General features: G+C 60.0%; 11 protein-coding genes and 1 pseudogene. All 12 read left to right on the top strand.

Going from position 1 to position 14209, the window contains the following annotated elements; genetic code table 11:
* Positions 1-589: 589 nt before the first annotated feature.
* Positions 590-2014 (top strand): aldehyde dehydrogenase family protein, encoded by a 1425-nt coding sequence (locus tag ABIC09_RS36470; RefSeq protein WP_354112309.1) that lies wholly within the window; start codon positions 590-592, stop codon positions 2012-2014.
* A 1-nt stretch (position 2015) separates the two neighbouring features.
* Positions 2016-3674, top strand: a complete 1659-nt coding sequence (locus ABIC09_RS36465; RefSeq protein WP_354112308.1) for a GMC family oxidoreductase — start codon at positions 2016-2018, stop codon at positions 3672-3674.
* A gap of 16 nt (positions 3675-3690) precedes the next feature.
* Positions 3691-5034: an acyclic terpene utilization AtuA family protein gene (locus ABIC09_RS36460; protein ID WP_354112307.1), complete on the top strand. Its 1344-nt coding sequence runs from the start codon at positions 3691-3693 to the stop codon at positions 5032-5034.
* A gap of 8 nt (positions 5035-5042) precedes the next feature.
* Positions 5043-6017: a saccharopine dehydrogenase NADP-binding domain-containing protein gene (locus tag ABIC09_RS36455; protein WP_354112306.1), complete on the top strand. Its 975-nt coding sequence runs from the start codon at positions 5043-5045 to the stop codon at positions 6015-6017.
* A 330-nt stretch (positions 6018-6347) separates the two neighbouring features.
* Positions 6348-6707 carry a DUF4387 domain-containing protein gene (locus tag ABIC09_RS36450; protein WP_354112305.1) on the top strand — a complete coding sequence of 120 codons (360 nt, stop codon included), beginning with the start codon at positions 6348-6350 and terminating at the stop codon, positions 6705-6707.
* A 305-nt stretch (positions 6708-7012) separates the two neighbouring features.
* Positions 7013-7147 (top strand): annotated as a pseudogene (locus ABIC09_RS36445) (DUF4387 family protein); the annotation flags it as partial.
* Positions 7119-7280 (top strand): DUF4387 family protein, encoded by a 162-nt coding sequence (locus ABIC09_RS36440; protein ID WP_354112304.1) that lies wholly within the window; start codon positions 7119-7121, stop codon positions 7278-7280. The pseudogene ABIC09_RS36445 and the gene ABIC09_RS36440, both read left to right, overlap by 29 nt.
* 840 nt (positions 7281-8120) lie before the next feature.
* On the top strand, positions 8121-9182 hold the full coding sequence (locus ABIC09_RS36435; RefSeq protein WP_354112303.1) for an ABC transporter substrate-binding protein: 1062 nt from the start codon (positions 8121-8123) through the stop codon (positions 9180-9182).
* A 66-nt stretch (positions 9183-9248) separates the two neighbouring features.
* Positions 9249-9764 (top strand): SDR family oxidoreductase, encoded by a 516-nt coding sequence (locus tag ABIC09_RS36430; protein ID WP_354112302.1) that lies wholly within the window; start codon positions 9249-9251, stop codon positions 9762-9764.
* A complete protein-coding gene (locus ABIC09_RS36425) occupies positions 9761-10816 on the top strand; it encodes a hypothetical protein (RefSeq protein ID WP_354112301.1) in 1056 nt (351 codons plus the stop codon). Before ABIC09_RS36430 ends, ABIC09_RS36425 begins: the two co-directional genes overlap by 4 nt.
* Positions 10817-10908: 92 nt before the next feature.
* Positions 10909-12966, top strand: coding sequence for an alpha-galactosidase (locus ABIC09_RS36420; RefSeq protein ID WP_354112300.1), 2058 nt, complete (start codon positions 10909-10911; stop codon positions 12964-12966).
* 185 nt (positions 12967-13151) lie between these two features.
* The gene (locus ABIC09_RS36415) at positions 13152-14069 is read left to right on the top strand and encodes an SDR family NAD(P)-dependent oxidoreductase (RefSeq protein WP_354112299.1); all 918 of its coding nucleotides are present in this window, start codon (positions 13152-13154) and stop codon (positions 14067-14069) included.
* The last annotated feature ends 140 nt before the right edge of the window (positions 14070-14209 follow it).

Raw genomic sequence — 14209 nt, 5'->3', positions numbered from 1 at the left:
AACGCGTTGTCCGACACATGGAAACCGCGGCGACGCGCCACGCGAACAAAATAGACGTCAAGCGCGATTCAAAAGGGCCGCAGAGCTACGCTTACGATCTACTTCCGTCTGACGTTGGCACGTTGCAAGTACATGAAATCGACCAATATGCTGGAACATCTCAACCTTCCGGGTGACGCGAGCGACGGCGGCGGAGAGGGATGGCTCAACCGGATCCCACGATCAATTTTGCTGAACTTGACGCACAGAACTAACGATGCGCAGTTTTGGCACTTCCTGGTCTGCTCTACCCGGAACGAGTTGGCGGGGGCCGCAACCAATTTGATGCGATGGTCTTGAGACGCCATTCGGCGGAAGCAGTTGCGCAGCTTAAGTCGTGCTCAGTTGAAGGTCTGTTTTGCTAGGCAAGCCGGCACTGAGTCATTTGCTGCTGCTTGGAAGCGGAATGCCGCGGGTCGCGCTTTGAGACGCTTTGCGCCCGATCAAATCAATACCAGTACGGTATCGACCTCAACGAATTTGGTATTGGCTTCGCAGAAGGCCGGTAGCTCACAATGCGTTAAACTGATCGATGTTGAAGGGGGGACGCGTGCAGCACGAACGCGAGCACTATGTAGACGGTGCGTGGGTCCATCCGCTCGAGTCAAAACTGCTCGATGTAGTCGACCCATCGACCGGAGAGCCCTTCGCGCGCATCGCGCTCGGCGGCTCCAAAGATGTGGATCGCGCGGTTGCCGCTGCGCGGTCCGCGTTCGCTTCTTTCTCCCGCACGACCGCGCGCGAGCGGGCGGAACTAATGCGCAGCGTGGTAGCAGAATTGGTGAAGCGGCGCGATGAGATCGCGGAAGCGATCAGCCGCGAGATGGGTTGTCCGCTGCAACTCGCACGGCAGGCTCAGGCTGCACCAGACGTGCTGGTCAGCATGATCGAGATACTGGAGAACTACCAGTTCCAAGAGCTGCAGGGCGGCCTCTTGATCGCGCGCGAGCCGATCGGCGTCGTCGGGATGATCACGCCCTGGAACTGGCCGATCGGCCAGATTCTCGGCAAGGTTGCACCCGCGCTCGCGGCAGGCTGCACGATGGTGCTGAAGCCCTCCGAGATCGCGCCACTGAACGCAATCATCTTCGCCGAAGTGATGCACACCGCCGGTGTGCCAAAGGGCGTGTTCAATATGCTGCAGGGCGATGGCGCTGGCGTGGGCGAGGCGATGTCGTCGCATCCAGGTATCGACATGATGTCCTTCACGGGCTCTACTCGCGCGGGCATCCTGGTGGCGCAGTCGGCAGCTCGCACAGTGAAGCGGGTGTCGCAGGAACTCGGCGGCAAGTCTCCCAACATCCTGCTGCCCGATGTCGAGTTGCCAGACACCGTCACCAAAGGTGTGCTCAAGGTCATGTTCAACAGCGGCCAAGCTTGCAGTTCGCCAACACGCATGCTGGTGCCTGCAGACCGGCAGGACGAGGCGAAGGCCATCGCAAAAGCAGTGGTCGAGCGACAAAAAGTGGGCGACGTGCGCGATCCCGCGACGCAACTTGGACCGGTAGCCAACGAGGCGCACTTCCGCAAAGTGCAGCGGCTCATCCAAGCGGGTATTGACGAGGGAGCTGAGCTCGTGGTTGGCGGTCCTGGCCGTCCTCCCCACCTGAAGAGCGGCTATTTCGTCCAGCCCACAGTGTTTGCCAACGTGCGCAACGACATGACCATCGCGCGGGAGGAGATTTTCGGCCCGGTGCTGTCGATCATCCCTTATCGGGACGAGGAAGAGGCCATTGCGATTGCGAACGACACCGCGTACGGGCTGGCCGCTTATGTGCAATCGGCTGACCTCGCACGCGCTCGGCGTGTTGCGGCGCGGCTGCGGGCCGGAACGGTTCACATCAACTATCCGCCCTACGACGGCGCAGCCCCTGTGGGTGGTTACAAGCAGTCCGGCAACGGCCGCGAAAACGGCCGGGTCGGTCTGGAGGAATTCACTGAAGTGAAAGCAGTGCGGGGCTACGGAGCGAACTGAAGTGCCCGATCACTACACCTATGTCATCGTCGGAGCCGGTTCGGCCGGATGCGCAATGGCCGCGCGTTTGTCCGAAGACAGTTCAAACCGCGTCCTACTCCTAGAAGCAGGCGGCGAGGACTGGAACCCATTGATCCGCATCCCTATTGGCACTGGTCAAATGCTTCGAAAAGGGTTGCACGGCTGGAGGCTACACGCGGACCACAAGGAGGCCGGAGGACGGCGCGAGTTCTGGCCGCGCGGCAAAGTGATTGGCGGATCATCGTCGATCAACGGAATGCAGTATCTCCGTGGCGACCCTGCCGATTTCGACCATTGGCGGGACCTGGGCAATCCCGGGTGGGGCTACGACGACGTGCTGCCTTACTTCTTGAAGTCCGAAGGGCATGCGTCCAGGAATGGCCGGTTCCACAGCCAGAAGGGGCCCCTTCGCGTCACCGAGGCTTCCTCTTCTAATCCGCTGTATTCCGCATTCATTCAAGCCGGCGTGGAGGCAGGCTTTCCGGAGTGCGATGACTTCAACGGAGAATCACAAGAAGGCTTCGGCCGGATCGACTTCACGATCCATAACGGGCGTCGCTGGTCCGCCGCGCGCGCGTTCCTTGATGATGCGCGCAAGCGGCCCAACCTGCGGGTCATTACCGGCGCGCAGGCCACGCGCGTGCTCTTCGAAGGACGCTGTGTCGTCGGGCTTGAGTACATCCGGTCCGGGCAGACCCTGAATGCTATGGCGGATGCTGAGGTCATCCTTTGCGCAGGCGCGATCCATTCGCCATTCCTTCTGATGCACTCCGGGGTTGGCGATGCGCGCGAGCTCACTCAACTGGGCATCGAGCCGGTTGTCGACCTCCGAGGCGTCGGTCGGAACCTCCAGGACCATCCGACCGCCGGGATCATGTATGGCTGCACGCAACCGCTCACGTTGCACTCCCTGGTGCGCGCGGACCGGGCGGCGCTGATGATGGCCCAGGCAATGTTCCTGCGTTCAGGACCGGCGACGAGCTTCCCGTGTGAAGCCGGTGCGTTCACGCGGACCCGCCCAGACGTGGAACGGCCGGACATTCAGTGGTATTTCATTCTCGGAACGCGGCTCGAGGCGCTGAGATGGCCCGGTTTTGGCAATAGCGATCCCTACAACCGGGAAGCGTTCACGATTGCATGGGCGCTGATGAGGCCGGAAAGCCGCGGAAGGCTCTCGCTGACGTCGCGCGATCCCTTAGAAGCCCCGCATATCGATAGTGGCTACCTCACAGCGCCGGGCGACATGCGAGTGATGATCGATGCATTCCGCCAGGTGCGACGCGTCGGCGCCCAGCCCGCGCTCGCGGACTACATCAACGAGGAATTCACGCCCGGCCCGGACGTGCGCAGCGATGAGCAGATTGCCGAATACGTCCGTGCAACGATCAGCAGTGGCAAACATCCGTGCGGTACGTGCTGCATGGGTAGCGATGAGGGGACGGTGGTCGACCCCGAGCTGCGCGTTCGCGGCGTGGACAGATTGCGCGTGATCGATGCGTCAATCATGCCTGCCGTTGTCACCGGTGGCTTGAACGCGACGACGATCATGATCGGCGAGAAGGGGGCCGATCTCGTTCGCGCGAGCCAGCGCGCATTCGCGGGTGTGCAGAAAACGGAAAAGAACTCGGCGATTGCCTGAAACATTAGGAAAACACATGAAAACTGTGCGAATTCTCACTCCGACGGGCTGCCTCGGCGGCGGATTCTGGCCGAACGCGCTAGACCGCGGCATGTCGATGAAGCCCGACGTGATCGCGGTGGATGCCGGCTCGACCGACCCGGGCCCGTCCTTTCTCGGCACCGGCCTTCCGATGATGTCGAACCGCATCATCAAGAAGGAAATCGCGGCCCTGCTTCCCGTAGCGCGCAAGGCTGGTATCCCGTTCATCATCGGAAGCTCCAACGGCGCCGGCACGAACGCGGGCGTGGACAACATTGTTTCGATCGTGAAGGACGTCGCGAAGGAAAACGGCCTTCACTTCAAGCTGGCGAAGATCTACTCGGACGTCCCGAAGGAGCGGGTGATTTCGGCCATCCAGGCTGGTGAGATTCGCGACTTCGAGGCGGGCTTGCCGCTGAAGGCCGAGGACGTGCAGGCGAGCACGGGCCTTGTGGGCCAGATGGGCGACGAACCGTTCCGCGAAGCGCTGGACCAGGGTGCGGACGTGATCGTCGCGGGGCGCTCGTGCGATGATAGCGCGATCGCTGCATTCGCGATCTGGAAGGGCATCGACCCCTCGCTCGCGATCCATATGGGCAAGATACTCGAGTGCGGCGCGATCAGCGCAGAGCCGGGTGCCATGGACGTGATGCTCGGGACGATCGACGACAAGGGCTTCGTGCTGGAGCCCGGCAGCCTGAACCGGCGCGCGACAGTAAAGTCGATCGCGGCGCACACGCTGTACGAACGGGAGGATCCCTTCACGCAATACGGGCCCGGCCGCATGCAGGACATGCGTGAATGCACGTTCGAGCAGCTCGACGAGCGCCGGGTGCGCGTGTCGGGCACGCGTGGCGAACGCTACGACGACTACTGGATCAAACTAGAGGGCGCCAAGCCGGTCGGCTATCGGTCGTTTGCACTCGCTGGCGTGCGCTGCCCGACGATGATCCGCAACTTGGACAGCGTGCTGGAGGGTATCGAGAAGCTCACGCGCGAGAAGGTGACCGACCCGTCGCTGCGCATCGTGTTCGCCAAGTACGGTGCCAATGCAGTCATGCAGGGGCTGGAGACCGACAAGAGCGTGCCGCACGAGATCGGCCTTGTGGTGGAAGCGACTGCGGATTCGGAAGAGGTAGCTTACGACGCCGCCGTGATCATGGCGGGCAAGGTGAACCACGCGATGTTCCCGGGAGTCAAGAACACCGCGGGCAGCGTGGCGTACCGCTACTCACCGCGCATCCACAACCTAGGCGTGCAGTACGAATTCAGCGTGTACCACCTCATGAAAGTGAAGTCGCCACTGGAGCTGTTCCCGGTCGTGATGGAAGAGGTGTGAGCGGCGCTATGGCGATACCCTTGTATCTGAGCGCGGCGAATGTTCGCTCCTGTCTCCCCGACGACGAGATTTTCGAGGTCGTGGACCGCACAATGCGCGGCATGGCCACCGACGACGTGGTGCTCGGCCCGACGGAGGTCTTCGCGGTCGAGCAGGATGGCGCGCGCAGCCGCGTGGGCAGCATGGCGGGCTGCGTGGTTTCCGAGTCCGCCGCGGGCTTGAAATTGTTCTTCGTGCCGGGCAAGGAGCGGCCGCCCGACGTGCCGCACGTGCCCGCGACGATCATCGTCTGCGACTCGAAGACAGGGCTGCTCGACGGCGTGATGGACGCCACGTTCCTCACCGCCGATCGCACTGCGGCAATGGGAGTTGCCGCGGCTTTGGCCTGCGTCCGGCGGCCTCTGAGAAAGGCTATCATCGTCGGCGCGGGACACATCGGGCGCGCCGCCGCGAAGTTCCTGGCCGACACGAAGACAGTCGAAAGCGTCACCGTCGCTTCCCGTACGGAAAGCAGCGCAACTGAGGTTTGCAAATTTCTGGCTAACTTGCTGACGCGGCCGGTTGCCCTGCGTTCGACCACGGATGTCCGCCAGGCCGTTCGCGACGCGGACGTGGTGGTGACCGCCACCTCGATCCCCAACGACGCCGACCTCGTCTGTGCGCAGTGGTTGAAGGAAGACGCGATTGTCTGCTCGCTCGGCTCGTACCGGGAGGTCGACCTCGAACTCATCTCCACAGCTTGGCTCGTCGTTCATGACGTCGAGCACGTGGGGCTGCGCCGAAGCGATATGCGCGAAGGTGGCGCGGGCCGCGACCGGGTCGTGGGCGATGTCGCAAGCTTGATGGCCGGCCGCCTGCCGCTACCGGATGATAAGACACGCATCCACGTCATCGTCGGCAGCATCGGCGCGCTCGACGTAGCCCTCGGTGCCCGCGCCCTCGCCAATGCGAGGCGCATGAAGCTCGGCGTTTCGCTGGTCTGAACTCAACCGGGACGCCTGGCGCGACCCATTCCGAAATGGTGTGAATCTCGTCCTAATTTGATATTGGCTTGATACCAATCCGGTCTTCATACTCTCTCCAGTTGCCAGGAGAAAAATGCAAATGAGCCTCACAGGTCGTCAAAACGTGCTAAATGCGGGTGCTCCGCCATCGCGGCCACCAAGAACAATATCCGTGATGGCTTCCCCCAGCAATGAATTCTTGACCGGACGCGTTGTCGAGCTCGACAAGCGCTTCGAGGAATGGATCTTGACCTGATGAAACTCTCGTTGCCCCTTGCGGGCTTTCCCGTTGAATAAAGGACATCTGAAATGCCTCAAACCCGACTCGTGAAACTCGGCAACCTCGCTTCGATCGTGCGTAGCAAGAACGCGGGCCCCTACCGCATCACTTTAGACGTGCTCTTCGAGCGCGAAGATCTGTACGACGCTGTTTCCAAAAGCGGCGCGCTCACAGCCGAAAGCGTCGCTGGCGCGTATGGCCTCGATAAGTCCAAGATCTCCTCTTTCTTCGAGATCCCGACCGCGCGGGCGTTCAAAGCGACTCTCTACCGTCCGAACGCGCAATGCGCCCTTGGCGAGAGCGATGTCTACGGCGCGCAGCAGCACGCACCGCTGCTGCACATGATGATTCCGGTCCCACCGGACACCAAGGAATATCACGACGTCTGAGAAGCGAAAGTCGCCTTCCTCATCGTGTCAAAGCCTCGCATTGCGTTCATCGGCACGGGCGGAACGCGCGCTTCCAATGCGGGCGACCGCCTGGAAGTGCGTTAGGGTATCGTTGTGGTGCTCAACGAGGGCATCTACACGGCTCGTACGAGAAGCAAGACGTCAACCATCCGGCTCGAGGCATTCCGCTTGCCCTTCTTTCGGACGCGTTCGATGGCCGAATGTCTTCTTCGACCGAACGGCTTCGCGGAAGAGCCACCCGACACTGAACTCGACATTTGCGGACTTGAAAGCTCGGCAACCTTGCTGCCATCGTTCGCAGCAGAAACGCGGGCCCGTACCGTATCACGATTGACGTTCTTTTCGAGCGCGATCACTTGTACTCCGCCGTGTCCAGCAGCGGGGCCTTGAATGCCGAGAGTGTTGCACGTGCCTACGGTGTGGATACGACGTTCTTCGAAAATCCGGTTGCGCGCGTTCGAGGCGACCTTGCTTCGGCCAGGCGCGCAGTGCGCTTCCGGAAGGAGCGATGTCTACGGAGCGCAGCAGCATGTGCCGCTCATGAACATGTAAATTCCGCTTCCCTCAACTGTCTCGGAGTACCAGGACGTTTAATCGGTCTCTAGCGATCGCTCTTGACGCGGCAACGCGTCGTAACGGCGATACGCTGATCGAGGGCGAACGACGAGAACGGCAAGTGCATGACGACAACGCAGCGATCCCGATTGCGCGCTGTCGATGGGCGATGTGATTACCGATGGCGCTGAGTAAGGGACCAGTGTTGATCGCGGCCGCGCTAGTGGTCCTAGCCCTCTGCGGATGATGCCGTGCGCATCTCCAATGCTCACGTGCAGCCATCCGTGGCGGCGCGCGCGCTCGCTTGTGGGCTACCAGGCGGCGGGACCGGACGAATAAAGTGAGAGCCATTGACCGATGCCGCCGGCGGAGAAGGGGCGCCTTCGATCTCCGCCGCCCTATGCTGTCTCGACGCAGTTAGAGCTTTGGCGTGGTGATCCACGGCAAGGCGAGCCGTGCGATGGACATCGCATCATCTGCCCGTAGCTGCCGGCTCGTGCCAAGGCCGATTTGTTCGCTGTGCGAGACAGTTTCCGGGTGCTCCCATGCCGGGCGCGGGATATTCTCGAGAACAATCGCATATCGCGCGAAGACAGAGAAGACAGTCGTGTTCCAACGGCTGCGGGCACGAGTCGGCGCGTCAACGCGCGCTGCATCGAACTCGGCTGAAGGTTGTTCTGGAAGTGAAGGCATGTGAGTGCGCGATACGCTCGGAAAATCCGAGCATTTCCGCCCTATCAATTCCAATCTGGTCTTGATCGTTCCGAAATTGGTATTTGTGCCTTCGGAACCGGACCTGTCATGATTTGATCAAACAAAAACAGGGGGAAACAGTCCATGAGAAATACAATTTCGAAAGTGTCACGTCGCTCCCTCCTGGTCGGAACGGCCGGCGTATTGACGGCGCAGATGGTGCTTACATCCTCGCGCGCCCGAGCCAAGTCTGATTCGCTGACGCTCACCACTTACGGCGGAAGTCAGCAGGAGACTATGGCCAAGACTGTGGTCACTCCATTTACCGAAGAAACAGGAATCAGAGTCAACTTCGTTCCGACACCGGACATCGCGAAGTTGAAGGCTCAGCAAATCACGGGTAACGTCGAGTTTGACGTTTTTGACACCTCAGTCGAAGTGGCTGCGTATGCATCCAAGCAGGGCTTTTGGGAGAAGTTGGATCTTTCGGGGTTTGATATCGAGGATATGGCGATCCCGCCCACAAGTGACATAATCACTCTGGGCGTCTATACCGGCGGCATAGCGTGGGATCCGTTGAAATACGGCCCGGGAAAGCATCCGACGAATTTCGCCGAATATTTCGATCTGAAGAAGTTCCCGGGGCGCCGCACCTTCCGCAACCGCCCGAACGAGACGCTGGAAGCCGCGCTTCTCGCCGATGGCGTGCCGCCGAAGGACATCTATCCCCTAGATGTTGATCGCGCGTTCAAGATGCTCGATCGCATTAAGCCGAGCATTGCCTCGTGGACAACCGCGACTCCTCAAACGATCTCGCTTTTGCAGACCGGCGAGGTCGATTTCAGTTATACCTATGCCAATCGCGTCAAAGCGACAACTCAACAGCGTGGCGGAACGCCCCTAGCGCTCTCTTTCGAACAAAACCTGCTCGGTGCTGACAATATCTCAGTGCCCAAGGGGGCACCGAACAAGGAGAACGCGATAAAGTTCATGACCTATGTGATGCGCCCGGAAGTTCAGGCGCGGCTCAACTCTGCGACTGATGGCGTGCCAAATTCAAAAAAAGCCATGTCGATGATGTCGGCCGAGGCTCGCAAATGGATGCCGGATTTGAGTAGTCCCAACAATGTCCTTCTCAGTGGTCCGTATTGGTCAGATAACCTAGAGGCGGTATCGCGTCGCTTCAAGGAATGGGTCATGAGCTAATTGCTCCCGTTGTCCTGGAAGGGTCAATCCGGTCCGTCCCATGGCGGACAAATGGGGAGTGCCGGGGTGGAGCAATTGCAGATAGTGACTGGCGCCGCGCAAGGTATTGGCCTCGCGGACGCGTTCGTCGACGAGGGTGCGCGTCGCGCTGATGGACATCGACGAACGGTGCGTCGCGAAACGACCGATGCCTTGGCCTCGAAAGGCGCTCAAACTTGCTTCGTCGAGGTCGACGTCGCTGACCCAGAGGCGGCCGACGCCATGGTAGCGTTGACGGCTGAATGGCTGGGCCCGCCGAACGTGCTCAACGGCGGCATGGGTGTGTTCCCGGGCCCGCTCGAAACGGCGGCAGAGGACTGGCGTCGCTGTTCGGGCGTGGACTTGGATGGTGTCTGGAATTGCGGCTGCGAGCATCCAGAGAAGCTGCAGGCGGGGACAAAAGCGCTCCGTCCCGTCGAGCGCATTGGCCGCCCCGAAGAGATCGCTGCCGCCGCAGTCTTGCTTGCGTCCGATGAGGCGCACTTCCTGACTGGGCAGAACATCGTCATCGATGGCGGACGCTCGGCGGCGTTTCACCAATGAGAAGTTACGCAGAGACACTGGCTTGCTTGCAAGCTGCTGATCGGCCGGTTCGTGAACTGCGTGGAAGTGGTTGCGCCGCGGTGACGCCCGAGGGAGCGCGATTAATCGCGCTTGCGTTCGATGAGCGTGCGGAGAACCTGCTTTGGACGCATCCCTTGCTCTGCGACCGGGAGGCGATGAAGGATGCACAGGCCCTCGCGGGCGGCATGGGCGGCGACCGACTATGGTTTGCTCCCGAGGTAAAGTTTCATTGGCGTGGCCGATCCGATTGGCTCACGTTTACAAACTATGCAGTGCCTCTAGAGGCCGATCCGGGAAATTACCGGTTTTCTGATCGCGACGTCGGCCAGATCGGTCTTTCCGCGGCGCCCACGCTCCCTACCACGGACGGCAGCCCTCCGGTTAAGTTTTTCGTGCGCCGAACTTTTTGCCTTGCGCGGCCGCCATTGTTTCCAAATGGCAGGCGGCTTCTGGGCTCTCTTTCTTATGTGGGCGTTGAAGCCCGTCACGAACTCCATTTCGATTCGGGGCAAACGGCAGGAGTGGTGGGACTATGGCATCTGCTGCAAGCGCCTGTTGAGTCCGTAGCCATCATCCCGACGAAACGGGACTGGAATGGAGCGCCGCTGTCTTACGGAAACCCGGGCGATTGGTGCACAGGACCTGATCAAGTGTCATGGCGCTATGGGGGCATCGCGAAAGCCAAATTGGGACTGGAAGTGTCCGCTGTCACCGGTCGCGTAGGCATCGTCCGTCAACTCTCCGACGGACAGTGGGCACTGATCGTGCGGGACTTCCCGGTGAGCCGCGATGGGAGCTATGTCGACCATCCTTATGGTCAAGCACGGCGTGACCAGGTTGTTCAAGCTTGGGATGGGTTCGGCTTTGGCGAGCTTGAATACCACGGCGTCGGGCTCGATGCAGGGGATGGCCCGCGCAGCCTCAGCGAAACTGACACTATTTGGGCATTCGGCGGTTCGGCCGATTCGATCGCGGCGGTCGGCGCAGCTCTTTTGGGCGTGTCTATCGCCGCGCATTTGAGCGGAACGTGACGTCGTGCGAGATCTAGTAACACTTCGGTCATCAGTGTGCACTGGAGCGTGGGCGCTTCGGATGGAAGAGCCAAATAAAGAGGAGCGAGGGAATGGCGACTGAGAGTCTGCGGCAGATTTTGTTGCAAAATGCGAAAGGCAAGCTGCCGAAGGCCCTGCATGAGGGGGTAGGATTTGCGTTCGATTTCGGTGAGGAGGAATTCGACCCCAAGGCTGAAGAGTGGCCCATTGCAACATCAAGCGCAACCGAGCTTGTATTTCGGCACACATCCGGACTGAAGGTTACGCGCGAAACCGTGTTGCACAAGGATTTCGCGGCAATCGAGTTCAAGGTCCGGTTCAAAAACGAGTCAGACAAAGCGCTCCGGCCGATCTCGAAATTCCGGGCCCTGGACATCTGGTTTGACAAGTCTGTCATTTCCGGCAACTCGGTCGTATCCAGCGGCGGAGGTCTTGCCGATGGGTATCTTCCGCCAAGAAGCTTCGCGCTTCGCCAGAGCTATTTCTCGCCCACTGCGCCCGACATGGGAGCTGTACATCTCACGACCGAGGGTGGCCGTTCGTCGAACAAAGATCTGCCCTTCTTCTTCGTTCACAATGATGAGCTTGATGAGGGCGCGTTCGTAGCCTTTGGTTGGTCCGGGCAGTGGGAAGCATTCGTCGCTCTTCACATGCCGAAAGAAACGCTGCGGGTTTGGGGCAAGATTCCCGAGCTCGAAATAGCGTTGGAGCCGGGCGAGGAGTTGCTGGGTCCCAGCATACTTGTTGGCTTCTATCAGGGCAATCTAAGCGACGGATCCAATAGACTGCGGCGTCTTCTCAGAGACAGATACATCCCGAAGGTCAGCGGACGGTCCTTCACACCGATCGCAACCTTCGACCACTGGTGGCATATCAGGGTAAATTTCGACGAGCATCTGTTAGCGAAGTTGGCCGAAGGAGCCGCAGCGCTGGATCAGGAGTACTTTCTCCTCGACGCCGGCTGGTACGAAGGCGATGGCTGGTATTCTTCAATCGGCAATTGGGAAGTAAACAGCAAACGCCTACCGAATGGTCTGCCTGCCTTCGCAGACTTCATCAGATCAAAAGGACTGAAATTCGGTCTTTGGTTCGAGCCGGAGCGCGTGGCCCGCGGCACGCGGTTGGCGCAGCAGCATCCCGACTGGATCCTGTGGGACCATGCGGCGCCAACCCAGCTCAATCAACGGCCGTTTCCGGAAAGCATGCCAGGCTTGACTGCCACTCCGTACCTCGTGGACGGCAAGACTCAACACGAGGGGCTGACCGATTGCGGACTGCTCAATTATGGGCTTTCCGCGGTGCAAGACTGGGCGGTCAACATGATGAGCCGTTACATCAAAGAGTGCGGCATCGAATACATCAGATACGACTTCAACATGGAGCCGCTGCAATTCTGGCGCGCTGCCGACGTGCCTGGGCGCCGCGGCGTGACGCAGATTAAACATGTACAGGGCTTTTATAGCGTCATCGACCGAATTCGCGAGCTCCACCCGGAGACCGTCCTTGAAGGGTGCGCCAGTGGCGGCCGACGCATCGATCTAGAGACGGTGAGACGTTTCCACACGGCCTGGATTAGCGACCACACAGTCGATCCTTCGATCGTTCGCTTCCACCTCCATGGCATCAACCACTTCTTGCCTGGAAGTTATGCCTACGTTCAGTACGTTCTGCCCTCGGGGTACCAAGACCAGTTCCAGCCTGATGATATAGGCTTCCAGAGCATGTTTGGGGGATCATTCGGCACTGGCGGTCCGGTTCACAATTGGTCGGATGAACTGACCGCTCGAGCGCGCACCCACATCGCGCTCTGGAAGAAGCTTCGGCGTTATTTGGTTGAGGATTTCTATGCACTGACGCCGCAGCCAACGCGACCGGATTCATGGTCGGCCTGGCAATTTCATGACCCGGTTCAGCAATCGGGATTTGTACAGACATTTCGAATGAGGGGAGCTGAAGACAGGCATGTCGTGCGGTTGCGCGGATTGAATGAAGCCGCCTCATACGTCGTAACAGATGCGTATACCGGCGAAAGGAGCAAAGTAGCGGGCGCAAACGCTTGCAATGTGGGATTGCCTGTATCACAAGCGCAGATGACCTCGCGTGTATTTCTCTATGAGCGTGCGGGTTGAGTGTAAACCTAGGCGATTGGCGCACAGGACTTGATCAAGTGTAGCAGCGCTATGGGGCATCGCGACAGTCAACTGAGACTGGAGGCGTCGTCGCCCGCCGCACAGGCATCGTCTCTCCAACAGAGTGGGTACTGATTGTGCGGGACCATTAAGGTAAATCACAGTGAAACTCATGGGAGAGTGAGATGATAAACGACCCAGCGCGCGGATCGGTCACCTTCGACATGCGCGGCGAGACGGTCCTTGTCACCGGCGCGGGCACCGGGATCGGACGAGAGATCGCGCTCGCTTTCGCACGCTGCGGCGCGGATGTCGTATTTCACCATTCAAGCAGCAGTGCTGGTGCGCTGAGCGGGGTTGCCGAGGCTGAGGCGTTGGGCGTTCGCGCGGTTGCGCTAAGAGCAGATCTTAGCAACCTGGACGAGGTCGCGAGCCTGGCCACGGACGCGGCAGCGGCACTGGGCAAGGTAGATATCTTGGTCAACAATTCCGGTATCACCTACAATGCTCCATTCCTTCGAATGGAGGCAGACCGCTTCCAGAAGCTGTATGATGTGAATGTCCGAGCTGGCTTTTTCCTGACCCAAGCGCTCGTGCCCGCCATGATAGAGCGTCGAGACGGAGCCATACTCAATCTAACATCTGTCCATGGTCTGCAGGGCGCAGCCGAACATGCGGCCTATGCTGGCACCAAGGGAGCGATTATCGCTCAGACGCGCGCGCTCGGCATTGAACTCGCTTATCAAGGAGTGCGCGTCAACGCGATCGCTCCGGGCTGGATCGATGTCGAAAATCACGCGCTGGCGGTCCCTGACTATGATGCCGCCACCACCGCCCTGACCGCGGCCCGACAAATCCCAGTCGGCCGGATCGGTAAGTCCGCCGATATCGCGCAGCTCGCCCTGTTCCTCTGCTCCGAGGCTGCCAGTTTTATCACAGGACAATGCTTCGTAGCCGACGGTGGGACGACGGCGTTGATGTCCCTTTTCCCAGACTTCCGTTCTCCATCTAGTGCGCGCTTCGGCGAGCGATATATGGGGAACTCCGCCGCTCAATACCGAATGGCTAACCAAGCAGCGCAAATGGCATTTGATCGGAAGTGAATTCTATGAACGAACTGCCTTAATCCTAGCCGCTTCAGCAGGTGACGATCGTCCTGTAACGGTGATCGTGATCGAAACCGGCGAGCCGGAGTTGTGTTTGATGCGCGGCCCGGTGGCAGCTGTCCATTGTTTCGCAGGCG

It is taken from the genome of Bradyrhizobium sp. S3.12.5 (assembly GCF_040548225.1).
Classification (GTDB): Bacteria; Pseudomonadota; Alphaproteobacteria; order Rhizobiales; family Xanthobacteraceae; genus Bradyrhizobium; species Bradyrhizobium cytisi.
This window is presented reverse-complemented; position numbering and strand designations above follow the sequence as displayed.

What these genes read in the sequence shown, in the direction of transcription:
- ABIC09_RS36460 (WP_354112307.1), top strand. Translation starts at nt 3,691, where the DNA reads ATGAAAACTGTGCGAATTCTCACTCCGACGGGCTGCCTCGGCGGCGGA.
- ABIC09_RS36455 (WP_354112306.1), top strand. Translation starts at nt 5,043, where the DNA reads ATGGCGATACCCTTGTATCTGAGCGCGGCGAATGTTCGCTCCTGTCTC.
- ABIC09_RS36450 (WP_354112305.1), top strand. Translation starts at nt 6,348, where the DNA reads ATGCCTCAAACCCGACTCGTGAAACTCGGCAACCTCGCTTCGATCGTG.
- ABIC09_RS36440 (WP_354112304.1), top strand. Translation starts at nt 7,119, where the DNA reads ATGCCGAGAGTGTTGCACGTGCCTACGGTGTGGATACGACGTTCTTCG.
- ABIC09_RS36435 (WP_354112303.1), top strand. Translation starts at nt 8,121, where the DNA reads ATGAGAAATACAATTTCGAAAGTGTCACGTCGCTCCCTCCTGGTCGGA.
- ABIC09_RS36425 (WP_354112301.1), top strand. Translation starts at nt 9,761, where the DNA reads ATGAGAAGTTACGCAGAGACACTGGCTTGCTTGCAAGCTGCTGATCGG.
- ABIC09_RS36420 (WP_354112300.1), top strand. Translation starts at nt 10,909, where the DNA reads ATGGCGACTGAGAGTCTGCGGCAGATTTTGTTGCAAAATGCGAAAGGC.
- ABIC09_RS36415 (WP_354112299.1), top strand. Translation starts at nt 13,152, where the DNA reads ATGATAAACGACCCAGCGCGCGGATCGGTCACCTTCGACATGCGCGGC.